This window comes from Paenibacillus intestini (assembly GCF_030803945.1).
In the GTDB taxonomy this organism is placed as follows: domain Bacteria; phylum Bacillota; class Bacilli; order Paenibacillales; family Paenibacillaceae; genus Paenibacillus; species Paenibacillus polysaccharolyticus.
In genome coordinates this window covers 98,962-123,722 of sequence record NZ_JAURUN010000014.1, presented here as the reverse complement: position 1 = coordinate 123,722, position 24,761 = coordinate 98,962, and the positions used below count along the sequence as shown (strand labels likewise).

The following is a 24,761-nucleotide window of genomic DNA, read 5'->3' as shown; positions in this document are numbered from 1 at the left end:
CATCTAAATCGTCTTTTCATGAACACTCTCCTCATTTCATTTAGTGTATCTGAGGTAGCTTCGAGTGTCCAATTGGATTAGGGGGCTTTAAAGCCTGTGATCGTTAGAAAATAAAACGGTGTGATTCTGCCCAAATAGCGTCTCTGGTGATCGTTAGAAAAAGGGACAGGTGGTAAGGGGATTGATTTAAGTTAGTGAGGCTTAATTAGAGAGTCGTGATTAGAGAGATAATACGGGGAACGTAAAACAGAATTTCAACTGGTATCAGCCATTTAGAGGTGGCCCGTGCGCGGGTTACCTTCTTTTTTGCCTTTTTTTGATACTGGTTTCGTCGTAGATCGTGAGATTATGTTAAGTTGCCATACGATAAAAGATTAATGCCAGATATGAAAACGTTCACTTTTTTGTTTGATTAGTTAGATTAAATTACGTTACAAAGATGAGAGAAATGGTATAATTGTTGCATTGTTAACTGGCGACAAGAATTTTTTGTCATTTTACGAAAAGGTTTTCGATTTGAAAGCGGAATTAGGCTGTTTAACGTAATAACTATTCAACCAGAAGAGAGTGAGAGATGGCATGAATGCGAAAAGACTTTTTAATAACGGATGGCAATTTGCCAAAAGTGATTTAAGCGTTACAAAGCGGACGGAGTCTAATACAGATACTGATCTTACTAAAGATGCGGATTCTACCGAGCAAACTAATCTCACTGAGGCAACGAGTCGTATTGGCCCTATTGATCTGACTGAGCTTTCCTTCGATGCGGTTGAGCTCCCTCACGATTGGCTGATCTACAATACGCTGGATTTATATGAGAACAGTATTGGGTGGTATCGCAAGACGTTTGAATATACGAAGGATGAGCAGCAGGTGATTCTGTGTTTCGACGGAATATACATGGATTCATCCATATATGTGAATGGGCAGTTTGTTGGGGAGTGGAAGTATGGTTACTCTGCGTTTGAGCACGAAATTACGAATGCGTTGTTGGACGGGGTTAACGAAATTTTGGTCAAAGTTGTGCATCAGAGTCCGAACAGCAGATGGTATTCCGGGGCGGGTATCTATCGTAATGTGTGGCTGAAAACGAGGAGTCGCAATCACATCGTAACGGACGGCATCTATGTTTCCATAGAGCAGCAACCCGATGGCTGGCAGGTGGAGGTAGATACAGAGCTGTGTCTGGAACAGAATCAGCGTGCGCAGTTGCTGCATACGATTCTGTACAACGGTGAAGTCATTGCATCCTCTCAGGCGGAGATAGTGGCGAGCGCTATAGATGAAGGTGTTGAAGCACATGAACACCCAATTCAGTTTACAAACAGCCAGCAGCTTAACGTCCTTAATCCCAACGTATGGAGCCCGGATAAACCCCATTTATATGATCTCGTAACAGAACTACGTCTGATCTCGGGAGAGCAACATGAGGAGCTTATCGAGTCTGTTCCACAGCGGATCGGGTTCAAACAGGTCAGACTGGATGCCAGCGAAGGCTTCTATCTCAACGGTGTCAAAATGAAATTGAACGGTGTCTGCGAACACCATGATCTCGGTGCATTAGGGTCTGCGTTTAATGTGACAGCGCTGAGAAGAAGGTTTGTTTTGCTGAAAAATATGGGAGTCAACGCGATTCGAACCGCGCATAACATGCCGGCGAAAGAGTTCATGGAACTGGCTGATGAGATGGGCATGCTGGTGGTGTCCGAAGCATTTGATATGTGGGAACGGGCGAAGACGCCGTATGACTATGCCAGGTTTTTCAAGGAGTGGGCACATGGCGACGTAAGAAGTTGGGTGAGGCGTGATCGAAATCACGTCAGTCTGATCATGTGGAGTATCGGGAACGAAATCTATGATACCCATGCGGATGAGCGTGGGCAGGAAGTGACGCGAGTGCTGATGGAGTATGTGCAGGAATTTGATCCGAAAGGTAACGCACGGGTGACGATTGGTTCGAACTACATGCCTTGGGAAAATGCTCAGAAATGTGCTGATATCGTGAAGCTGGCTGGCTACAACTATGCTGAAAAATATTATGACCAGCATCATGCCGAACATCCGGACTGGATTATCTATGGTAGTGAGACCTCTTCGGTGGTGCAAAGCCGTGGCATTTATCACTTCCCTTATGAACAACCCGTTCTGGACGATGATGACGAGCAGTGCTCGGCACTCGGAAACAGCACGACCAGCTGGGGAGCGAAATCGCCGGAGTATTGCATCATCGCCGAGCGCGATCATCCGTTTTCCTTGGGGCAATTCCTTTGGACAGGATTCGATTACATTGGCGAACCGACGCCGTATCATACGAAAAATTCGTATTTTGGACAGCTGGACACAGCCACGTTCCCGAAAGACTCGTATTACATCTATCAAGCCGCCTGGACGGATTATAAAAAAAGTCCAATGGTGCATATCTTCCCTTACTGGGATTTTAGCCCTGGTCAGATCATTGATGTACGTGTATGCAGCAACGCACCCAAAATTGAGCTGCAGCTCAACGGTGAAACCATCGGCACGTATGATATCGACCATGCCCATGGAACCCAGTTGTCCGGCTGGTGGAAAGTGCCGTTTGAAGAGGGTGAACTGAAAGCCATCGCTTATGATGAGCATGGTGCGGTGATTGCTACCGATGTACAGCGTTCTTTTACCGATGCGAAGAAAGTGTGCCTGTCGACAGATCGTCAGGAGTTGCAGGCTAACGGAAAAGACCTCGTTTTTGTAGAGATTACAGTAGAAGACGAAGCAGGCCATCCGGTACACAATGCCAATAATCGTGTGCAGGTGAAGGTGTCTGGTGCGGGACGTTTGCTCGGTCTGGATAACGGGGATAGCACGGACTATGACCCGTATAAAGGGCTAAGCAGAAGATTGTTCAGCGGCAAGCTGATGGCGATTATCGGCTCGACGAATGAGGCAGGAACAATTCAGGTCGAGGTGTCTTCGGAAGGACTAGAAGGAGCAACAGCTACATTTGAATCTAAGGTAGCGGATGTGGAGCGAGAATCCATAACAGTGGATGCAAAACCTGTCTTCATGAAAAATGAAAATTGCCCGGTACTGACGGGTCACGCTCAGGAGATCCCTCTGCGCAAAATTGAAATCATCAGTGAATCAGGACAGATTCTTGATGCCTCTAACCCGGAAGTGATAGTTACAGCCAAACTGTACCCGGAGAGTACTTCCTATCGGGATGTGGAATGGTCTGTTGTAAATGATGCTGGCATCGTGTCCAATATTGCCAAGGTAGAAGTGATCACTTCTGGAACGGGCGACGAGCCAGGTTCACAGAGTATAGACGTAGACGAGAGAAGGCATAGGGTCAGAGTATCAGCTGTGGGCGACGGGGCGTTCCGCCTGCGTGCAACCAGCAACAACGGTACAGACAAACCCAAACTCATCTCCCAACTGGAGTTCAAGGCAGAAGGTTTAGGTACAGCCTACAAAGATCCATATGGATTTATCTCAGGTGGCCTGTATGACTATACCAAAGGTGATGTGGGCAACGGTAATGAACGTGGCGTAGCTACCAGCAGGGACAGTGAAACTCACGTGGGCTTTCGCAATATCGACTTCGGCCCATACGGCTCGGATACGATCACGATTCCCATTTTTGCGCTGTCGAGTGAAACATATTTCCTTCAAATCTGGGAAGGCATGCCGGGTGAAGAGGGCAGTGTGATGATTGCCGATGTCGTGTACGACAAGGAATCGATATGGAATGTATACCAGGAGGAGACGTATCGTCTGTCCAAACGACTCAGCGGCATTACGTCGATCTGCTTTGTGCTGAAACAGAAGATTCATATTAAGGGCTTTTCATTTGAACGCCAAAGCAGGGCTTTTGAAACCAATGCGGCTGCGTCTTGCGATCATCTGTACGGAGATACGTTCACGATTGAGGACGACCGTGTGGCAGGCATCGGGAATAACGTTTCGCTGGAGTTTGAACAGATGAATTTCACAACTAAAGGTACGTCAAAACTAGTGATCTATGGCGCTTCAGCGATAGATAAAAACACGATTCATATCCGCTTCTCGGGTGCGAACGGGCAGAGCAACCAACTGGTGGAGTTTACTCAATCCGAAGGGTACGAGGAACGGACATTTGAATTAGAACCGGTATACGGGGAGCAAAAGGTAACTTTTATTTTTCTGCCCGGTAGTCAGTTTGACTTTGGCTGGTTCCGGTTCGAGAAGTAAATGAAAGACCGCCGCTTCTAACAAATAAAAATAAAAATCCTCCTGAAATCTTAGATGCTGCTTCTTAACAGCTACTGATTTCAGGAGGATTTTTTCAGTTCGTGTGTATGCTTAGCTTTCTAAGTTGGCTACAAGTGTTAATTAATTTGTCCATGTGCGGGTAGTGTCTTCCGTCAGTTCACTTCATCAATCGTTACTTTGGCGGTGTTACTATCCCAGGTTACGTCCAGCCCAAGCCCTCGCAACATGTCATAAGGTGCTGTGGTGGCTCCAGAGTAGTTGCCAATGGGTTCACGTAGCGATATAACCTGTTCTTCCTGCGGGTCAAGCTTATTTAAGGTGGATACCGTGTATTGCAGTTCATTCGGCTTGATCGTAATGATCCGATCGTTATATTTTAAGGTATAGTGACTTATTAATCCATCTGCGGTATGCACCTCAAATGTTGCTCCAAGTGTTAATGCAATCGTTTTGATCGGAAGTTGGAGCGTTCCGCTCGTTTCTACTGCAGGATATACGGATTGTAGTAACTTGCCATTTACATAGATATCTGTACCTAGCTTAGCTTGAACAGGGATGTACACCATGCCTCCCGAAGATGTGGCCGGCGCACCTGCCTCCTGATATTTGTCACCACCCCATCCCCAGACGTTTCCATCGGAGGAAAGTGCAAGACTATGGTAGTACCCGGCAGACACACCTTTGATATCCGATAACTGCTTTATTTTCCCTTGTTTGCCTGTTACGGTGTTCCCGAAGCTGTATACCTCGCCTTTTGTAGTCACCAGAAGGACATAATTGGAGCTTGCATCCAACGTTTTCACTTTAAGCTCATGGTGGTATGGAATCCGTTTTCCTTGCACATCCATTCTCCAGACTCTGCCTTTCGAATCGAGCGCCATCAGTTGTCCGCCTTTACCCGTGATGAACGTGATATTGGTGAGGCCTTTGACTGGCTTGGCTTTGGAAGGGGTACTGCCCGCTTCATCCGCTTCTTTCCATGTCCAGACAGAACCGTCTTTTTTCAACGCATATCCATCGTAACCAGATAGCGTGGTTTGCACGACATTTTTCAAACCGCTGATTCGGTGCAGGGTGGGCTTCTTCCCAGCCTCCTCGTTCATCATGTTAGAAAGCTTCTGAGGTGGGGTCTGCCAGGATTGAACGGTACCATCCCGAAGGAGGGCTACACTCATGAAAGATCCTGCGGTAACATGTCTAGCATCGGTGATGCCAGGAACTTGACTGGGGGTTCTGCCATCTCCCCACTGCCACACGGTTCCGTCTGCTTGAACAGCTAAACTGTATCCTCCACCGGAGTTAGAGATTGCTGTGACATTGGTTAAGTGCGGAATACGGACAGGACTGAATGTATGGCGATATCTCACCGTGTCGCTGATTCCCAGCTCTCCTAACAGATTTCGTCCCCATGTCCAGACAGAACCGTCACTTCTTAACGCCACCGTGTAATAGTACCCCCCTGCTACTTGAGTGTAGTGGAGCTCCTGAGCTGTATTTGAAGTTACAGAGGATTTAGGGGAGGAGCCTGAGGATGAAGCCGAAACTGCTCGATCCGGAGCGCTCCCTGTGAAAGCCTGCTCGTCCTTGGCTGCGTACGTAGTAGACACTGAAGGCAGCGTAGCTATGAGCAGAGTAGAGACAACACTAGCTGAAATGATGATTTTACTGAAGCGGCGAAGGGATGCACTTTGTTGCTTGCGGGCCGGATTGACCAGTGAGGAAGAGAAAGCTTTTTCTGTTGTTACATGATTAGCATGATTATCGGAATACATAAGATCGCCTCTTTTGGAAGATTGATGGTAAAAATGGAAGTGCTGTTAAATAAACGTAAGAACTAGCACGAAGGTTACATGAATTGAAGAGATTTCACTAAAAAAGTTGCAGGGGATGTTCCAAAGTTCGGACACTCATTTTCAAAAAATGTAACTTATCCAGTCCAGGTCACGTTGTACATATGAGGTGATTGCAATGGGAAAATATTTTATTATGTTATGTTTGGCAGTTGTACTCGCAACAGGCTGTAGTCCGAATGATCCGCAGCAGACTGTCGATCCGGTAGAGAAAAGAAGCCCTTTTCCTGCCATAGTTGAGCCGCATAACGGGGAACAAGCAGAAGAAAGTGGAGATGTTGTCTTCCTCCATGGAGAGATGCGAAACCAAGAGAAGTGGGAGTCTTTTCTGCAAAATGTGAAAAAGGATCAACCGGATCACGTCCGGGTCACCATGTATACGATTGAAGGGGATCCCATCATCCATGAGCTAATCTATGACGGTACGCTGTTTCAATCCACCTATGATGCGACAAGAGATAAGTATGGCTCCAGAGAAGAGATCATGACGAATACTTGCAAGGGATTGGAACTGACCAAAATGGAGCGAGGAGAGTCAGTGTACGTTTTAACCAATTGTGAGAAGCAAAATAGTTTCTACTTTCCAAAGATGTAGAAGAAAGATAAGAGTTACGAATGATGAATTATGAAACATGAAGCATGAAGCATGAAGCATGAAGCATGAAGCATGAATGATGAATGTTTAAGAATGAACACTGAAAGGCGCAGCGATGAAAAAGGGTGCTCTGGTGGGATTCTTTTGGGATATGAACAGGTTTATATAGAGTAGGGTAGATTGCCGAAGTTTTATTTTTTTCCTATGAAAGGGGTCATCACATGAGAGATGTACTAACAGATTGGCAAGCTTCATCTCAGTTCTATCATTCGGTTCTTGTCCAGAGACAGCTGGCCCCGATCTTGCAGGAGGCATGGTTGAAGCAGCTTATGGAAGGGATCATGTGGGTGCTTCTGGGTATCATTGTCGTTCAATTGCTGATCTGGGTGAGGGCTCGCTTGAGCAAGGGACCTTTCACAGACGAAGAAGTGGAGCAAGCAGACCCACTGTTTCTCGCCTATTTGCGGAGCAAGGGCAGGCTGAAGTTGAAGGACACACAGGCGACCATGTTCCAGTTAATTCGTAAAGGCATATTGTCGATGCGAGTTGTGAAAACCAAAGGACGATATCGGAATGACCTGGGGGAAAGCAATCCTCAACTTAGACCCAAAACAACGTTGGAGTACAGTGTGGAATCCTCGGTTACTAATAGTTCGCCGGATGAACAGGGTCTGTTGCAATGGCTATTCTCTACCTATGGTTTCGGTAAACAACGGCTGAGGCTCGATGCTTTGGCCGGACCAAGCGAAGGGGAAAGCAAGCGGAGAGAAGCCATGAAATATTACCGGCATAAAGAAAAGGCGCTGAGCGAAGGTGTTCAGTCGTGGAAGGAACAAGTCGTAGAGACGAGAGACTGGGGACAGTTGATTCGAACACCGTTGCTTTTGCGATTGCTTGTCTATGTCATGTTTCCTATTCTGATGCTCCTTACAGGTATCGTGTGTTTTGTAGAGCGCGTGTCTGTGCCGGGTGTGATAGGTCTGACAGTTACAGTGGTCATTTGGTTTTTGGTGATTCGGAAAATTCATGTGCGTTTGCTCTATCAGGCGGCTTGTGTAGGATTAATAATCAGCCTCACCGTGGCGATCAATGGCAATTCAGCGTTTACTTCATCGCTATATAGTATTATATTTCTGTCTATTTTTGTTCGTTTGTTCTTGCCTGCTAGAGAAGTGGCTCCATCTGAGAGGGATTGGGAGGCCTCTATGCGTCACTGGCGTAAACGATACAGAAAGGGCATTCCAGTCGAGCGCCTGAGTGAGTCGCCAGAAGTGTTGGAACAGATCATTCAGACCGCTCTGGTGCTGGGCATTGGATCACGATGTGTACGCAAAACAGATTGGTCTGTGTTACAGCAACACCATGATCCAGAGCTCAGACGCCTTGCGGATCGTGAACCTACATCAGATAACAGTGTACCTGGATCAACAACATTAAAACATACACCTCTATTGGTGCTAGCTTTGCATCTGCGAGGCATATTCAGGCCGATGTTCGCGGCAGAGTTTCCGTTTGATCGCACCAATTATGTCTTCGCCACGATATTCCCTGATTCGGGTGGAAGTAGCGGTCACACTTCGGTCAATACGGATAGCTACAGCGGGGACGATCATCATCACGGATCAGACAGCGGGGATTCCGGCGGAGGCGGGGACTCGGGCGGTGGTGGAGATTAATTATCATGGATTGAAATGATGCCTCCGCTGAACGCCTGTTCTTCATATGGGAGCCTAATAATACATCAAATTAGATAGGGTATGCGTACATGTGCAAGCTTGGCTGTGTAGAGCAGTTACCTAATTACTGAATCTTTGAGGGAGAAAATGATCCTTCTGTTCAATTTCAAAGATAAATTCCATTTGTTAAAATTTAGGTATAACGACTATGATCAGGTTTGGTGGTGAAAACGGCATGTTGCGGATTCAGGTACACCCCGATGAATTGGATGCCAAGGCACGTTATGTTCAGCAATGTAAATTGGATTTGGACCGAATGGTTCGTGAACTGGATAAATCGCTTAATATGCTACAATCCGAATGGTCGGGGGTTACACAAGAAAAGTTTTTCTGGGATTTCATGGAGGTCAAGCATGTTTTCCCGTCAACACTCGGCATGCTGGATAATATTCAGAAGGAGTTTACCTTCATTGCGAATAATTTCAGAACGACAGACAGCACAGGTGAGGTGGCTCTGTACATCCCCAATGAGTTGAAACCAAGTTTTTTCACTGGAGCAGTGGACAAAGCCATTGGTGACACCGTTACAGGTCTGGGCGAGACAGCCGAAGCACTCATCTATAATCCGTTAAGCACATTAGGCAGTTTGGCTTTGCGATGACTCTAGGTAAGGTAGTTGACGCTGGACGTGGACTCGCATTTGCTTGGGATGCAGCCTGGGGCAACGGAACAGCAAGGTCTGAGATCGAGCAGTTTGTGGATGGAAAGAAGAAGCAACTCGATGAGGACGAGTCAGGTTATGTTAAAGGTGCGATGGTCGGCCAAGCCCTCTCTTATTTGATCTTCGGCAGAGCCTTACACCCGAAGGAACGTCATGAATCGGGTGGAGGTGGGGGAGGTAAGAAGGAAAAGGGAAATGAAAAAAACAATGCAAAATCTGGTGTGATTAAGCCAAGTGGACTACCTAATCCAGAAGCTGTGCCAAATGGTACCAGAACAAAAATCCCCAATAATGCAGATAAGGCAACTAAACAGTCCTTAGAACTTGAAAATGATGCTGCTGATGTATTAGCGAAAAATGGTTATCAAATTGAACAAAACCCAAAAGTTCGCGAAAGCGATGGTATTGATATTAATAGAGATCCAGATTTTCGAATTGAAGATCGTATATTTGATTGCTACTCACCAACTGAGAATAAAGGTATCCGAGGTATTTGGAGTGAAGTAGAAGAAAAAGTCGTAGCCAAAAAACAAACTAAGAATGTGGTAATTAACTTGTCAAAGTGGGCTGGAGATGACGCTTCTTTGCTGAAACAATTCCGAGATTGGAAAATTGAAGGTTTAGAAGAAGTTATCGCAATAAAAAAGGACGGTAAGATAATTTCTGTATATCCATAAAGTAGGGGAGATAAGTCTATGGAGTATTCACTTAAACTAAACGGAAAACAGGATGCCTTACGGATGAAGAATCTATTAATAAGTAAAAATCTTAAGGTGAGTTATAAAAAAAATGAAAACAATGATGAGTTTGATCTGGGCAACGGTTTGAAAATAACTTTATATGATAATCATTTCCCGCGAAATCATCCAGCCGCTTCTTATGAAACGATGTTCCAAGAAGAGGATTTTATATATGAACAGACTATATCTTACGAATTAAAAAACAATCAACATTATGAAATCTGTTATAAAATGATGTACGAAATCTCATTTGCAATTCTAGAATCGCTCCATGTAAGTGGAATATTCTATCACACATCGGGAGAGGAAATATTTTTTTATGCAGAAGGAACGTATACGTTCAACATAACTTACCTTGAAATGCTTCAGACGAATTATGGAGAGCTTCTTGAGCATATTGAATATGAGAACTTTATGGAACGTTAAAGTTAGATTTAAAGGCAATTCTGCCATGTAAATGTAAGAGGGACTTCTTGTGTTGAATGTCTGTACGTTGTATTTATAGAAGAAGCGTTAATAAAGAAATTAAATAAGATTGGGTTTATTTGTAACGAGGTGATCCAGTTAAAGAAAGGAATTGAGATTGATGAAACGATTAGCAGATATGGCTTCTCTAATTCTTTAATTGATACGTCAGATGATCCCTTTGGATACGAGTCGAAATTCCTCTCTAGTGACTTTGAATATATTCTGAGTTTAAATTTTTGCCTAGATAATGAGTGGGATAGCATTACTTCGAAATCATTGATTCAACAGATAGTAATCTACTTTTTCCCCATAACGATAATGAATGCTTCTACAGAATTGACGGAATTCTGAGAATTAATAACGAAGAGGGATCTTGGAATCGGGAAGAGTACAGAACGTTGATTCAAAATCGAAACTATCAGGAGATATAGAGAATTTCAAGGAGGCTTAAAGGAAATTAGCTCAGTAATAATTCTAAAAAAAATATCAAATTATTCTCCAGAGCAGACCCTTGAGAACTTCAAGAAGGCAGCGCGGAGAGCGAATATTTTGTACTATTTTCACATTACAGTTGAACTTGATACAGATCAGAACTTTCAATCTGCAGAAGGCACACTATCCGAGGTAGACGAAGAGACTCTGTTGAGTTCCGAAGATGAAGATAAAATTAGGTACTTTACGTTTAACGTAAACAAGGTTGTTGAAAGTTCATATGATAGTTTCACGTGGCTCACCCAATCAACGGATTATTTTTGGGCATTGGATATTGTGAATATCAATCATGAGTATGAATTCATTTACAAGTTTGTAGTAGAGTATTTTAAAGATAATCCAGAAGATTACTTGTGGTTTGATGATGCCGAGTGGTACTACACGGCTGATGATATCTTAAGACTAAGTCAGGGACCTTATAATCCTAAGTGGTGTAGTGAAAAAGTTATTTGAGTTAAGAGGGCTGAAATAATGGGAATTTCAACTTTTGTATTATTTAGGCAAGGAGAAAGTATCTCGGCAAGCGATTTATTAAAAATTATTAGAGAAATATCTATTAATTACGGGCTCTACTTTGCTAACAATTATGACAAGTATGATGAAACTGGGAAATTAAAGTTTTGCTCAATATATATTAGTGACATTCCGTTTGAAGACAGTTATTCAAGGCAAATACCTTGGAATTTGTATGATGAGCCTTATAAATTTCAAACCGTAGATTTTAATTGGGATGATTCTAAAAGCCAATATTTTAAGGCATTAGTATCTGAAGATTTCTATGAGAATGAAGATTTATTATTTAAAGTACTTTATGGAATTCTAAAAATATATCCTTCTGCAAAAGTATGGATTGAAGATAATTGGTTTTATACAATAGAGGATTTAGAAAAAATAAAAAATAAGCCATTGGACAATGAATGGTGCTATAAGAATCCCATAGATTTGTAAGAGAACTTACTTGAATGATTTGCTAATTCATTAAGAGAGCGTAATATGAAGGCTCAATGATTTCCATAATAAATTGAATCATAATCCAACTAATCATTCCAAGGGAACATTGATTGGATTGAAATACCGACTGAAATAAAACGGGGCAAAGGCACTTCTACACATAAACATAGAAGTGATTCATCATTATAGAACGTATGTTTGAATGCGCAATCTTGGTTGTGTAGGCAGTTGCTTAATTACTGAATCTTTGAGGGAGAAAATGATCCTTCTGTTCAATTTCAAAGATAAATTCCATTTGTTAAAATTTAGGTATAACGACTATGATCAGGTTTGGTGGTGAAAACGGCATGTTGCGGATTCAGGTACACCCCGATGAATTGGATGCCAAGGCACGTTATGTTCAGCAATGTAAATTGGATTTGGACCGAATGGTTCGTGAACTGGACAAATCTCTTAATACGCTGCATTCTGAATGGTCGGGGGTTACACAAGAAAAGTTCTTCTGGGATTTCATGGAGGTCAAGCATGTTTTCCCGTCAACACTCGGCATGCTGGATAATATTCAGAAGGAGTTTACCTTCATTGCGAATAATTTCAGAACGACAGACAGCACAGGTGAGGTGGCTCTGTACATCCCTAATGAGTTGAAACCAAGTTTTTTCACTGGAGCCGTGGACAAAGCCATTGGTGACACCGTTACAGGTATGGGCGAGACAGCCGAAGCACTCATCTATAATCCGTTAAGCACATTAGGCAGTTTGGCTTATGCGATGACTCTAGGTAAGGTAGTTGACGCTGGACGTGGACTCGCATTTGCTTGGGATGCAGCCTGGGGCAACGGAACAGCAAGGTCTGAGATCGAGCAGTTTGTGGATGGAAAGAAGAAGCAACTCGATGAGGACGAGTCAGGTTATGTTAAAGGTGCGATGGTCGGCCAAGCCCTCTCTTATTTGATCTTCGGCAGAGCCTTACACCCGAAGGAACGTCATGAATCGGGTGGAGGTGGGGGAGGTAAGAAGGAGACTGATAAGGAGAGTGGCCTGAGTCATAACGGTAAAATAAGAATGGAAGGTATTAAAACCATATATACAAATTCATATGGGAATGAAATATCCTGGACGAATCAAGGCCCAAAAGATTTAGACGCAATTATTGAGAAGAATTTAAAAAGCTCGATCGATGGTGATATCTTAGAGGGCAAAGTAGCACAAACTGTAAAAGGTACAGGAAGGTTACAAGGAACGGCAATACAATTGCATATGAAAGATGATACAAAAGCAGGAGACATTGATATTTTGACCGATTCCCATCTTATTGAGGTAAAGAAATCGTTAAGCGCGGTAAGCAAAAAACAATTCAATAAACTTACTGATCCAATGGACGAAAAATTTTTCAATTTCAATAATAGAGAGGTTATTTACTATATCGAAGATACTACTGTAAAAAATAAAACACAGGAAAATATACTTAAAATGATTCATGATAAAGGGATAAGAATAATAAGTTCTACCGGTGAATTAGAGGAGGTTATGAGAAAGTGAGTTCGTTAATTATTTTGAAAAACATAGAACATTACGTCCCTGAGAAAGCTATTGAAGATTTTCAGAAGGCAGCTGATAAAGCAAATATGTATTGTATTTTAGTAAAACTTAAATATGATGGACAACTCTTTTTATCCGGGGAAGGAACACTTTCTGATGTAGATGAATCCACGTTTAAAAGTATACAGAATAAAGAAGGTTTGAAGTATTTCACTTTTAACGTTAATGCGATCGAAGAGGATTCGCTTGACAGTTTTACATGGCTTACACAGGACGAGAATTATTTTTGGGCATTAGACATTGAAAATATAAAATATGAGGATTATGAATTCATTTACAAGTTTGTAGTGGAGTATTTTAAAGATAATCCAGAAGATTACTTGTGGTTTGATGATGCTGAGTGGTGCTACACGGCTGATGATATCTTTAGACTAAGTCAAAGACCTTATAACCCTAAGTGGTGTAGTGAAAAAGTTATTTGAGTTAAGAGGATGGAGAATGAATGAGTATTTCATCTTTTATCGTATTTGAATGTATAAATGCAACACATGATCTGAAAATGGATTAGTATGAATTCATTTTTCTTCGTGTACATAAAAGTAAACATAAAATAAGAGAAGGGCTGTGTCGTATTGAAAAGTAAAGTATCCAAAAGATTAATAGCCATTTTTGTAGTTTTAACATTGTATTTAGCCAGTACAAATCAGACTTATGCAGAGTTTAAGGAATTAAGCTTAGAAGAGCACGGAGGGTTACAGCAGGAGTGGATACATACGTTTCCGAAAGAAATTGATTATCTGAGCTTTGATCTGGGTTACACTCCACTAGATATTATTAATCGTGCTGCTCAGCTTGTGATGGTAAATCCCGCCAAGGTATCTGGTAATAACTTCAGCCTATACACGATAAATAATAAGACAGGGAAACTAGCTTGGACGTATGACATTAAAAATAAAGTGAAGAACTTTTACCCTCTGAATCATACTTGGTTCTATAACGAAAGCGGCAGTATATTCTATCAGTATTCTACGAATCGCGGAAAAACGTTTAACATTCTCAGTTTAGATGGGAAAGGAAAGCGTCTATTCGAGAAGAAGGATATAGGTTTCTCCAATATCTATCCGTATAAAAATGGAATTGTTCTGCAACAAACGGATAGTCTTAAAGATCAGTCTCGTTTTATTACATTAAATTCCAAAGGGGTGATGACAAGCGAAACGGTATTAGGTTTTAATACGAAGGTATTGAATTCCGGTTATGTACTTCATTTTAAAGGTGAGAATAAAATCGAGGTTTTCAAAGATGTAACATCGTTGAAAAAGCCATTATTTACGATAAACACTCAAAAGTTCAGTGGATTCTACGCTACGAAGTATCATCAATTAAGTGGCGGTACACTGATTATAGAATATGCTAGAAACAATTCAGATGGTGGACAGAAATTAATGGCTTATGGATTGAATGGTAAACTCAAATGGGACACCGTGCTCGATAGAAACATGAGCATGTCTATGCATTCAACCGGAAGTAAACTATTAATTGATAACCAAACTGAACACAATTTCACGGTATACGACCATAACTTCAAAAAGCTGTTTTCACATGATTACGAAGGTGAGCTTAATGCTAACTATTTAATGAGCTTCTATCGTAACGATAGCTATATTGAGTATATTGATTATGGAACCATTAATGGCAAATGGGGAGAACGGTATACACTAATGAAAGATAATGGAGACATGTTGCTTAGTACATACTTTGTTTTAGATGATGTGCATAAGAGTAACTTCACATATGACGCGTCTGAAAATGTGGTCTATCGTACCGTGGTTAGCGACGGCCGATATCATCTGATCAAATACAAGATAACGAAGTAATCGTTGGTGTTACATTGATCCGAGAACGATCTAGATGAAATCTTACAACTAAAACGATGAAAGACTTAAGGCACTTCTACCCCATAAACGTAGAGGTGCTTCTTACTATAAAATCCAAGGGGAAAATCTCGCCATGATCCTTAAAAAACGGATTTTCAAGATCGGTTGCTACCTTTCGTTTGTGATCTTGCTTGTTCTAACTTACAGTTTCTACAAAGAAAAAAGAATGTATGAACAATACCTGACCTCGAATATCCGTCAAGATATGGTTGATATGAAAAGTACGATTATCACGAATGATCGTATTTTTGACCGCATACTGGAGGATGGCAAAATCATAAACGAGATGGTTGAGGACGGAGAGCAGGCAAGGCAAGTCTATTACGGTCTAATAGATATGATGCAGATCATCAATAAATATAACTTCATGAATCTCACTCTAAGTCAGCAAGCGAATTGGCTCGCTAAACCTGCGCCGTTATTTATCAATCATATAGAAGTAGGAGACATATGGCCGCAGGCACTTCGCCGGATGCAGATGACATTCGAAAGGCTGGATATCAGCAATTATCCTGTATCCGCTGAACTAAAAGCCAGAATACAGGGCTACCAAGAGTTAAATCAGCGGTGGTTGAATATCGTCGGAGATTTTGAAACGACAGTGATCGAAGAGAAGGACTGGCCTCAAATCCTAAATGATTTGGAGCAAGAGACACGATCTTATTTTAAGGAGAAAAAGGTTGATTTCGTGGAAGATGACGTTTGGAGAGATGCGTTGAATCCCAGGTACGATCAAAGCAAATAAGGGTGAAACAGGTAAGAGGGAGGACTATAGCAGAAGCTGTAGTTCTTTTTTATTGGGCTGTGGTCATAGTTATTCGCACACTCTCCGCATGTGCAGAAGACATAGTATAGGGCATATATACTGTGTTTACTGGCCTAAGGAGTGTGGCGACTTTGAAGCATACGAAAAAGGTGAAAACGACTCTTCACTCATTAAGAAAGAGACATTCTTCAACGAAACGCTGTAACAATAACCCGAGAAAACGTAAGAAACGGTATGTGATACGTAAAGCTGTGGGAAGAAAAAGATGTGCTTGCAAGCAACGCGTGAGACAAAAGAAAGTATCCCGCAGATACAGAAATAGCATATTCTCTGGAAGAAGAAATATTCCTCTCGCCTGTCCTGAGCCCACTTTGGATTTTACCCCCGCTAAAATGGAGGAAATAAAAACAGTCAGTTTTCCTGAAACGCAGGGACTGATCACACAACAAGGTTCCCAAGGCTTGGCAGGCCCAAGGGGAGAGCAGGGTGAAGCAGGCAGTTCAGGAGTACAAGGTGTCGCTGGTCCTCGGGGCGATCGCGGTGAACCGGGAAGAGCGGGAGCCCAAGGTCCGATTGGCCCTCAGGGTGTATCTGGTGAGCAGGGCCCCCCTGGAGTGCAGGGACTTGCTGGCCCTCGTGGTGAACAAGGCGAACCGGGAAGTCCGGGAGCTCAAGGTCTGGTTGGCCCTCAAGGTGTCGGCGGTGAGCAGGGGCCTCCCGGAGTGCAGGGACCTGCTGGTCCTCGTGGTGAACAAGGCGAACCGGGAAGTCCGGGAGCTCAAGGTCCGGTTGGCCCACAGGGTGTAGCTGGGGAGCAGGGACCTCCTGGAGTGCAAGGGCCAACAGGACCTCCGGGTGAGCAAGGCCCGCCGGGAAGTATCCCCGGAATTCAGATTATTCCTACATCAGACCGCTACTTTTATTTCCCTGACACTGATTTGGATTTATCGAACTCGGTTACGGTTGCTGCTAGTGAATTTGTTAATGATGAGGGAGGAAGTATATCTCAATTTGCAGGGATCGGCATGACGAGTTACTACAATCTTTATATTAATGGGATCGTACAACCTGGCAATTCGTATGTGTTAACTGCAGATGATTTATTTATTCCATCTCAAAGCGGTGTCCTGTTTGCTGAAACACCAGTCATTATTGAGATCGTTCAATTAACAGCGGTAATCCTAAATAATTGAAAATGGTTATATCATCTCATCCCTCTGCCTTCACTACTCTCAAATCTACTACATATACTATGTCAGGTAGGAGGTGAGAAACATGCCACTTGTTACACCATTTCAGAACAGTTTAAGATTCGCTGCGACTATAGGGGATGGAACAGGAACCGGAGCAACGTTTGCAATTGCTGCGACGGCTTTTACCGACGATGCAGGTACAGCCGCAACAGCTTTTCCAGGCACGTTCAATTACTATAATCTCTACATTAATGGCCTTATGCAAACAGCAGACACATCCTCGGTTACCACCACCACACTTACCATCCCCGGTGGAGATGCATTGAATGATGGCACCCCAATTGTCGTGCAATTTGTAGTGTCATAAGGATTGCTTGAAGTGATTTAACAAAGCATTGTACGGCTTCTATCTGTGATAGGAGCCGTTTGTCATACTGTACGAATTCAACTTACAATAAAGGTGGATTCTAAAGAGCTAACTCATGGAGATCATGAATTAACTCTTTTCTTTCTCTAGTACAAGTTCGAACGGGATAGAAATGTTATGTTGTTCGGCCGAGTTCGGACGTGCTTTAATCTCAAAAGTAAGATTCAATGTTTCTGGTAGATCACGGACTTGATCCGTTCTTGTTGTAATGTAATAATGTTTGTCTCCGAGTTTTAGAATGTCTCCACTTACAGTTTCAGCGAAAGGTTCACCTTCATTATAGAAGGTATATCCCAAATCATTCTCGGACTGTCCGCCTCCCTTTATCTCATATCCAATCTGCAAATCCTTGTTGTTATACGTTGCATTGAGTAACGTGATCGTGATGCCATTTACGGTTTTGGTTTGAATGGGGATATTAGGTTCAGGCAGCGCTGATTCTTCTGATGATCCAGTAAAAAAGTAAAATCCAGCGGGAAGAACCAATATAAGGATACCAATGATTAGGGCAATGACTATGCTCTTTTTATTCATAAAAATTTCGTGCTCCTTTCATGAAATAAAGAGTGTACAGTCTGTACACTCTTTATTACCCTAACTATATTAACATAATTACAACTTCAGACTAAAATACGGAGTAGGAGACTCAGTAACATACGAACTTTCAGAGGATATACTCAAGCCAACTGACAAAGGGTAACTTACAGATGGCGAGACAGTAAGCTTGCTAACTTTGTGTTTATAGTAACCTTCAACAGATGTTGTAAGCTCTGTGGAGTTACTCACAGAAGTGTGGTAACTAAGATACCCTCTATATGCAGCAAGGGAGTATGCTAAGGAACTTTGATCAAGCCGAAAAGTTACAAAACTTCCGCCACTATCTGTCTTTTTGCTAATGGGAGTAATATTAGCCTCTTTTATAGGTTGTCCCGCCGTCACATAATTATATTTACCAGTAAAGACTAGGTCATCCTGAGTACCTGTTTGGACTAACCCAGGTCCATGCCCCAATGCAAAGACATCTATTCCTCTGTTAGCAGGCATTTTCAACCATTCAAATCTCAAATTCAACTGATAATCTTTACTTCCAGTTTTAAATGCTTGCATAGTGTATTTCATATACCCGTCAGGTATTACATAATCCACTTCAGCATTTGCTGCCCGGAGAGCAGTAGGAGAGTTCTGTTGCTTACCTAGTTTAAGTATAGCTTGTGGGTTCCCCTCAGCTTTTTCGTATTCTTTCATTTCTTGATAGAATTCTTCTTCGGATAGAAGAACTCTTTCTTCAGAGCCTTCTACTGGAGTAAGTGTTGGTTCTGGTGCAGATTGTAGGGTAGACATTGCTTTACTGCTTTGATCTACTTTTACCTTAATGGTTTGCTTAACAAAATGAGTAGTTGTATCTGAAATTTCACCAGATGCATATTTTTGAATCTCGTCTTCTGATAAAAGGTCATTAATCTCTTTTTGTGACCATCCTGAATTCAATAATACCTCATTACCTTGGACTTGAGTCGATGCTGCACTAGAGACAGGCGTAAATAAGGATACTGACAAAACCATGGAAAGGGAACATTGAGCCAAATTTTTTAGTATTTTATTCAATTACTTTCTCCTCACGTATAGAATTTGTATAACAGTTGTTCATTGTATATACAAATTATGCACATGTAAAATGTGGAATATAGGTGTATTTTGACATATCATCCTGTTCATCCTAATGGTAGTACTGTATCCACGGCCTATCTTAAACTTGCTTCCATATGCTCCCTTATATTGATAGATATTATTTAAATCGTAAACTATAATGAAAAGTTCTCTTCATTTGTCGATAATAGTATAGAAGCCTTTAAAGATATTACATAATAGAGCGCAACTACATATCCACAACCATCCTAACCCTCGCGAGGTACATTCATGAAACAAGGCATATATGAACAGCTTATCAACACCATCACCAGACAAGAGATTTCGGCGCTCGACCCGGATGTGTATCACATTGGGACTGAGAAGTTGGATGCGGAGGAAGCGCGTAAACTACTATCTACGTATTTGGCAGCGGTGACACGGCGAGCGCTCAAGATTGTACGGGAACAGACGGAAGACAAAATGGCTGTATTAGAGCAGATTCGAACCTGCAATGAGATTATTGCGACCCTGAAAGACACGTTGGGGGAAGAGGAGTATAACGACTTGCAACTGGATGAGCAGGGTGAGGTGCTGACCCATGTGTATTCCAAGCTGAACAGCATTCGTGCCATTCGGGATACCAAAATCATTCGCCCGGATACGCCAATTGCCCAGAGCTCGTTATTCACAGGTGCCAAGTCTGAACCAAGTATGCTGCTCGAGTTGCAAAAAGAGATCGTGACCGCCGACCGGATCGATTGGCTGGTGTCTTTTATCAAATTCAGCGGACTTCGCCTGCTGCTGGAACAGCTCCAGCAATTCACATCGGGTGGAGGCAAACTACGGATCATCACGACCACCTATATGGAGGCAACCGACCTCAAGGCGATTACCGAACTCAGCAAATTACCGAACACCGAAATCCAGATTTCGTATGATACCAAAGTCACGCGGCTGCATGCCAAAACGTACATTTTCCACCGCGATACGGGATTCACCACCGCTTATGTCGGCTCTTCCAACCTGTCCAACCCGGCTCTGACCAGTGGCATGGAGTGGAATCTCAAGGTGACGGAGAAGGATTCCCTGGATGTACTGCGCAAGATCGAAGCAACCTTCGAGAGTTACTGGAATGACCGCGAATTTACGAGGTACATACCTGAGGATCAGGGGCATGAGGCACAGCTGAGAGCAGCCCTGAATCGCAAAAAAGACCAATCCGGACAATTCCACCTCGACATCCGGCCTTACGATTATCAAAAGGAAGTGCTGGAACAGCTTGACGCCGAGCGCATGCTGTATGGACGAAACCGTAACCTGATCGTGGCCGCCACAGGCGTTGGCAAAACGGTCATCTCTGCCTTCGATTACAAGCGATTCCGCACAAGCCGAGCGGGAGCCAAGCTTCTTTTTGTCGCCCATCGGGAAGAGATTTTGAAGCAAAGCCGCGACACGTTCCGGTATATCCTGAAGGACATGAACTTTGGCGAGCTACACGTCGGGAATCACCGCGCGGAGGCGCTGGAGCATCTGTTTGTCAGCATACAGAGCCTTAATTCCATGAAGTTAACGGACATAACCAGCCCAGACTATTACGACTATATCATTGTGGATGAATTCCACCATGCTGCTGCACCTTCCTACCAGAAACTGCTGTCTCATTACGAGCCACATATTCTGCTTGGACTCACAGCAACACCTGAACGGATGGATGGTAAAGACATAACTGCGTACTTCGATCATACGATTGCCGCCGAGATCCGTCTGACGGATGCCATCGACCGCAAGCTGCTTAGCCCGTTTCAATATTTCGGTGTCACGGATACCGTTGATCTGTCTCAGGTGAAATGGTCACGTAAAGGCTACGATCTGAACGAACTGGAGAAGCTCTACACCCATAACAAAATCCGTGCCAATCAGATCATGCAAAGTCTGAACCGATACGTCACCGACCTGGATGATGTTAAAGGATTAGGATTTTGTGTAGGGGTGGATCATGCGCTGTATATGGCTAAAGTTTTCAACGAAGCTGGTATTCCATCTATAGCTTTGCATGGCGGTTCAAGTGAACAGGAGCGTCATTCTGCAAAAGGAAAACTGGTGAACGGAGAACTGCGCCTGATTTTTGTTGTCGATCTGTACAATGAGGGTGTGGATATCCCTGAGGTGAATACGATTTTGTTCCTGCGTCCGACCGAAAGTTTAACCGTATTCCTGCAACAACTCGGTCGTGGACTACGGATGGCAGAAGGCAAAGAGTGCCTGACCGTGCTCGACTTCATCGGGCAAGCGCATCAGGAATACAGGTACCAGGATAAATTCCGCGCCCTGATCGGTGCGACCAAACATTCCATCTCGTATTATGTCGAGAACGGCTTTTCGAACCTGCCTCGTGGCACGTTTATTCAGTTGGAAAAACAGGCCAAGGATTACGTTATGCGTAATCTGAAGCAGATGAGCCGCAATCGCAGAGCGCTGATCCAGAAACTGCAAACGTTCCAGCAGGACACTGGACTGCCGCTGACGCTGGCTCATTTTGTAGAGCATCATGGAATAACACTATATGAATTGTATGGTGGACGTACAGGTAAAAGATATTTCCGCGGTCTGTTGGCCGAAGCGGGACTAACCGAGCCAGTAGAGGATGAGCAAGTGGAATATATCCGTAGATTGCCGTCGGTGCTGACGATTAATTCCCGAAGCTGGTTGAAGTTCCTGATCGACTATATTGAAAATGGTAAAGAGCCTACCACTGCCGATGAACAGCGCATGTTGATCATGTTCTACTACACCTTCCACCGGGCTGCACCGGAGAAGTTGGGGCTAAGCAGCATTCAAGAAGGGATTACACGTGTTCTGTCTTGCGCAGCATTCCGGGCCGAGCTTGTGGATATTTTCAAATATAACCTCACTCATCTGCGATTTGTGGATAAAAGCAACGCGTTCCCGTACACTTGTCCACTGGATATCCACTGTATGTACTCCATCGACCAAGTGCTCGCCGCTTTCGGCTACTGGAATGCCGAGCAATCGCCAACCTTCCGCGAAGGCGTGAAATATTTTGCCGATGAACAGACGGATATCTTCTTCATTACTTTGAACAAATCTGACAAAGACTTCTCGCCCTCCACACTATATGAGGATTATGCGATCAACGAGCGCTTGTTCCACTGGCAGACTCAGAGCAGGGTGTCGGAGCATACGGCTACCGCGCAGCGTTATATTCATCATCGGGAGACGGGGAACCGTATCGCGTTGTTCGTGCGGGAGTACAAGGAGGAGAATGGTTATACTTCTCCATTTGTCTTCCTGGGCGAAGCGGATTATGTGAGTCATGAAGGGAACAAACCCATGAGCTTTGTATGGCGACTGCGGGAAGAGATGCCTGCGAAGATGGTGGCGGTGGCGAATAAGTGTATTGTTTGAGAAAGCATTATTAAGAAACCTGCTATGTTAGCAAGTCTTATTCTGGTTGCTATTATAGGACATAATTTCAGCTTGGAAATAATACCTATAAATCTTAATTTTGTACCTTAAGAACCATAAGTGTGGTATATTTATCCTATAAATAGTCATTTATTGTAGATTAGTACTTCGCATTATTGCAGGTAATGAATTATTTTATTTCTAACTTTATGTATGCGGGACCAAAGCATGGTCTATTACACAGTAAACAGCGTATGATGACAGACATGGTTCCAATAGGAGAACTGTGTCTTTTTTTGTTGTGAAATATATTAAGTGTTTTGGAGGATGGGGCATGTCTATAAATACTCATTTCATTGATGTTCTTAAGCGCTGTAAACAGTCTTCTAAGGAAGCTGTGGAGAATCTTGAGGGATTTAGCGAATTTAAACAATATATGCATGTTCAGAGGCCAGTTGAGAAAGAACTTGAAAACTATATTTTAGAAGCTAATCGGACAAAAGAACCACAGTTAATATTGGTATGTGGCGGAGTGGGCGATGGTAAATCACATATTTTATCTTACTTAAAAGATAAGTATGATTTTTTAGAAGATCCAGAACGATTTTATTTACATAATGATGCAACGGAAAGTTTCTCTCCTAGGAAAACTTCAATTGAAACATTGGCCAAGATACTGAAGCCATTTTCAGATCAAGAGATTGGAAAGGGTTCGAATATAACCATTGTTTTAGCTATTAATCTGGGTGCTCTGAATAACTTCATTGATGCAGATGAAGGAAAAGAGTTCACACGGATTAGAGAATTTGTACATGCAAAGAGAATCATAGAGTCTGTGATCACGGAGGAAGTTTCTCAAGATGATCACATATTCAAATATGTGAATTTTAGTGATTATCATATGTATGAGTTAACGGAACATGGGCCTCGCTCTAGTTACATTAAGGGAATTCTAAAAAGAATTACTCAGAATACAGAACAAAACCCTTTCTACAAGTCTTATCTCAGAGAAAAAGATAATTATCCCGAATTAGCTTTAAAAAATCCAATTCTTCAAAATTATGAGTTGTTACAATATGATGATATTCAGGACAAGATCATTGATTTATTGATTCAAGCGATGGTAAAAGAAAAACTTATTATTTCTACTCGGGCACTGCTTGATTTTATATACAATATAATAGTTCCTTCTTCAATGGATAACATGGAGCATGAGAAATTGATGGAATTAATCATAGATCAAGATTTTCAATCTTACACGGCATGTTTACTGCCTTTCCAATTATTTGATCGTGAGGATGCATCTGCTATACATCAAGCTATAAATCATATTAATCCTACGCAATATCGTACAGAGTTGCTTGACCAGCACCTCATTGATTTTAAGTCTAGAAAGGACGGGGCATATTTATTTAGTCAATATATTGATGTAAATAGAGCACCATATTTTGCGAAATCTCTTGTTCCGCATTCTCCATGGAAAGATGAGGACAAAAAGAGCGTTTCTTTCAGAAATGAGTTAGTTAAGTTATTTGTATATTTATACTATTTGGTTCCCAGGGAACAACACGATTCGTTCAAAGATCAGGACTATGATCAATATATGAATTACTTGTTTCACTGGAATAGAAGATCATGGAGTATGTTATCCAAGCTTTACAGAGAGGACGTTCGTGATGCGATCTATAAATGGAATGGTGAAGGCCACGGCGGACTTATTTATGTTCAGATTGGACAACCGCAGACGCACTATTATGCTTTGCAAAAACTTGAGATTGAACCTGCGCTTGAACGAGTAGAGGCTAGAGCAGAAGATGTCTTAATGAAGTTTTTGCCGATGTTAACGATTGCCTTCAGACCTAAGGGTGGAGCACCCGTTGAAATAGACATCGATTTCTCATTATATTCTTTATTGATTCGAATCAAAAACGGTTATCGACCGAATAAAAAGGACAAATTCCAATATATCAAGTTTGTTGAATTCATAGATCAGTTGAGTAGTAAAGGGAACGACAAAAATGAGCTTATTTTTGAAAGCAAGAAGTTCGGTAAGTCTCAGCGTTATCGACTGACTTACGATGATTTATTCGACCAATATTCATATACGGAGATGTGAAAA

The 24,761-nt window shown here is 42.6% G+C and carries 19 protein-coding genes; 16 read left to right on the top strand and 3 right to left on the bottom strand.

Annotated elements, in window-relative coordinates; genetic code table 11:
- Positions 1 to 579: 579 nt before the first annotated feature.
- On the top strand, positions 580 to 4,209 hold the full coding sequence (locus tag J2T16_RS26045) for a glycoside hydrolase family 2 TIM barrel-domain containing protein (RefSeq protein ID WP_499019657.1): 3,630 nt from the start codon (positions 580 to 582) through the stop codon (positions 4,207 to 4,209).
- A 173-nt stretch (positions 4,210 to 4,382) separates the two neighbouring features.
- Here J2T16_RS26045 and J2T16_RS26040 read toward each other — a convergent pair whose 3' ends face one another.
- Positions 4,383 to 6,002 carry a stalk domain-containing protein gene (locus tag J2T16_RS26040; RefSeq protein ID WP_336121036.1) on the bottom strand — a complete coding sequence of 540 codons (1,620 nt, stop codon included), beginning with the start codon at positions 6,000 to 6,002 and terminating at the stop codon, positions 4,383 to 4,385.
- Positions 6,003 to 6,198: 196 nt separating this feature from the next.
- Between J2T16_RS26040 and J2T16_RS26035 the strand changes: the two genes are divergently transcribed.
- From J2T16_RS26035 to J2T16_RS25975, 13 genes are all read left to right on the top strand, one after another.
- The gene (locus J2T16_RS26035; RefSeq protein ID WP_154960243.1) at positions 6,199 to 6,675 is read left to right on the top strand and encodes a DUF4362 domain-containing protein; all 477 of its coding nucleotides are present in this window, start codon (positions 6,199 to 6,201) and stop codon (positions 6,673 to 6,675) included.
- A gap of 221 nt (positions 6,676 to 6,896) precedes the next feature.
- On the top strand, positions 6,897 to 8,351 hold the full coding sequence (locus J2T16_RS26030; protein WP_499019655.1) for a DUF2207 family protein: 1,455 nt from the start codon (positions 6,897 to 6,899) through the stop codon (positions 8,349 to 8,351).
- Positions 8,352 to 8,559: 208 nt separating this feature from the next.
- A complete protein-coding gene (locus J2T16_RS26025; RefSeq protein WP_154891195.1) occupies positions 8,560 to 9,012 on the top strand; it encodes a WXG100 family type VII secretion target in 453 nt (150 codons plus the stop codon).
- Positions 9,009 to 9,749, top strand: a complete 741-nt coding sequence (locus J2T16_RS26020) for a CdiA C-terminal domain-containing protein (RefSeq protein ID WP_222592190.1) — start codon at positions 9,009 to 9,011, stop codon at positions 9,747 to 9,749. The genes J2T16_RS26025 and J2T16_RS26020 overlap by 4 nt, the downstream gene beginning before the upstream one ends.
- A gap of 18 nt (positions 9,750 to 9,767) precedes the next feature.
- The gene (locus tag J2T16_RS26015) at positions 9,768 to 10,238 is read left to right on the top strand and encodes a hypothetical protein (protein WP_154891196.1); all 471 of its coding nucleotides are present in this window, start codon (positions 9,768 to 9,770) and stop codon (positions 10,236 to 10,238) included.
- 591 nt (positions 10,239 to 10,829) lie between these two features.
- Positions 10,830 to 11,225: a hypothetical protein gene (locus tag J2T16_RS26010; protein ID WP_154960823.1), complete on the top strand. Its 396-nt coding sequence runs from the start codon at positions 10,830 to 10,832 to the stop codon at positions 11,223 to 11,225.
- 18 nt (positions 11,226 to 11,243) lie between these two features.
- Entirely contained in the window at positions 11,244 to 11,720 is a 477-nt protein-coding gene (locus tag J2T16_RS26005; RefSeq protein ID WP_154960824.1) for a hypothetical protein, read from the top strand.
- Between the two features lie 323 nt (positions 11,721 to 12,043).
- The gene (locus J2T16_RS26000) at positions 12,044 to 13,264 is read left to right on the top strand and encodes a WXG100 family type VII secretion target (RefSeq protein ID WP_499019650.1); all 1,221 of its coding nucleotides are present in this window, start codon (positions 12,044 to 12,046) and stop codon (positions 13,262 to 13,264) included.
- A complete protein-coding gene (locus tag J2T16_RS25995; RefSeq protein ID WP_221789250.1) occupies positions 13,261 to 13,746 on the top strand; it encodes a hypothetical protein in 486 nt (161 codons plus the stop codon). Before J2T16_RS26000 ends, J2T16_RS25995 begins: the two co-directional genes overlap by 4 nt.
- 150 nt (positions 13,747 to 13,896) lie before the next feature.
- A complete protein-coding gene (locus J2T16_RS25990; protein WP_499019648.1) occupies positions 13,897 to 15,141 on the top strand; it encodes a hypothetical protein in 1,245 nt (414 codons plus the stop codon).
- Positions 15,142 to 15,274: 133 nt separating this feature from the next.
- On the top strand, positions 15,275 to 15,946 hold the full coding sequence (locus J2T16_RS25985; RefSeq protein WP_499019645.1) for a hypothetical protein: 672 nt from the start codon (positions 15,275 to 15,277) through the stop codon (positions 15,944 to 15,946).
- A gap of 413 nt (positions 15,947 to 16,359) precedes the next feature.
- Positions 16,360 to 17,160, top strand: coding sequence for a DUF4183 domain-containing protein (locus tag J2T16_RS25980; protein ID WP_221789243.1), 801 nt, complete (start codon positions 16,360 to 16,362; stop codon positions 17,158 to 17,160).
- Between the two features lie 82 nt (positions 17,161 to 17,242).
- Positions 17,243 to 17,527, top strand: coding sequence for a DUF4183 domain-containing protein (locus J2T16_RS25975; RefSeq protein ID WP_253496935.1), 285 nt, complete (start codon positions 17,243 to 17,245; stop codon positions 17,525 to 17,527).
- 129 nt (positions 17,528 to 17,656) lie between these two features.
- Here J2T16_RS25975 and J2T16_RS25970 read toward each other — a convergent pair whose 3' ends face one another.
- Positions 17,657 to 18,121 (bottom strand): hypothetical protein, encoded by a 465-nt coding sequence (locus tag J2T16_RS25970; protein ID WP_336121029.1) that lies wholly within the window; start codon positions 18,119 to 18,121, stop codon positions 17,657 to 17,659.
- A gap of 78 nt (positions 18,122 to 18,199) precedes the next feature.
- A complete protein-coding gene (locus J2T16_RS25965) occupies positions 18,200 to 19,192 on the bottom strand; it encodes a hypothetical protein (protein WP_336121028.1) in 993 nt (330 codons plus the stop codon).
- A gap of 312 nt (positions 19,193 to 19,504) precedes the next feature.
- On the opposite strand from J2T16_RS25965, the gene J2T16_RS25960 reads away from it, so the two are divergent.
- Positions 19,505 to 22,642: a DEAD/DEAH box helicase gene (locus J2T16_RS25960; protein WP_499019642.1), complete on the top strand. Its 3,138-nt coding sequence runs from the start codon at positions 19,505 to 19,507 to the stop codon at positions 22,640 to 22,642.
- Between the two features lie 334 nt (positions 22,643 to 22,976).
- Entirely contained in the window at positions 22,977 to 24,758 is a 1,782-nt protein-coding gene (dptF, locus tag J2T16_RS25955; RefSeq protein ID WP_499019640.1) for a DNA phosphorothioation-dependent restriction protein DptF, read from the top strand.
- Positions 24,759 to 24,761 lie beyond the last annotated feature (3 nt).

Bases quoted from the DNA above. Each gene is read 5' to 3' on its own strand.
- J2T16_RS26045 (WP_499019657.1), top strand. From the start codon at position 580: ATGAATGCGAAAAGACTTTTTAATAACGGATGGCAATTTGCCAAAAGT.
- J2T16_RS26040 (WP_336121036.1), bottom strand. From the start codon at position 6,002: ATGTATTCCGATAATCATGCTAATCATGTAACAACAGAAAAAGCTTTC.
- J2T16_RS26035 (WP_154960243.1), top strand. From the start codon at position 6,199: ATGGGAAAATATTTTATTATGTTATGTTTGGCAGTTGTACTCGCAACA.
- J2T16_RS26030 (WP_499019655.1), top strand. From the start codon at position 6,897: ATGAGAGATGTACTAACAGATTGGCAAGCTTCATCTCAGTTCTATCAT.
- J2T16_RS26025 (WP_154891195.1), top strand. From the start codon at position 8,560: ATGATCAGGTTTGGTGGTGAAAACGGCATGTTGCGGATTCAGGTACAC.
- J2T16_RS26020 (WP_222592190.1), top strand. From the start codon at position 9,009: ATGACTCTAGGTAAGGTAGTTGACGCTGGACGTGGACTCGCATTTGCT.
- J2T16_RS26015 (WP_154891196.1), top strand. From the start codon at position 9,768: ATGGAGTATTCACTTAAACTAAACGGAAAACAGGATGCCTTACGGATG.
- J2T16_RS26005 (WP_154960824.1), top strand. From the start codon at position 11,244: ATGGGAATTTCAACTTTTGTATTATTTAGGCAAGGAGAAAGTATCTCG.
- J2T16_RS26000 (WP_499019650.1), top strand. From the start codon at position 12,044: ATGATCAGGTTTGGTGGTGAAAACGGCATGTTGCGGATTCAGGTACAC.
- J2T16_RS25985 (WP_499019645.1), top strand. From the start codon at position 15,275: ATGATCCTTAAAAAACGGATTTTCAAGATCGGTTGCTACCTTTCGTTT.
- J2T16_RS25980 (WP_221789243.1), top strand. From the start codon at position 16,360: ATGGAGGAAATAAAAACAGTCAGTTTTCCTGAAACGCAGGGACTGATC.
- J2T16_RS25975 (WP_253496935.1), top strand. From the start codon at position 17,243: ATGCCACTTGTTACACCATTTCAGAACAGTTTAAGATTCGCTGCGACT.
- J2T16_RS25970 (WP_336121029.1), bottom strand. From the start codon at position 18,121: ATGAATAAAAAGAGCATAGTCATTGCCCTAATCATTGGTATCCTTATA.
- J2T16_RS25960 (WP_499019642.1), top strand. From the start codon at position 19,505: ATGAAACAAGGCATATATGAACAGCTTATCAACACCATCACCAGACAA.
- dptF (WP_499019640.1), top strand. From the start codon at position 22,977: ATGTCTATAAATACTCATTTCATTGATGTTCTTAAGCGCTGTAAACAG.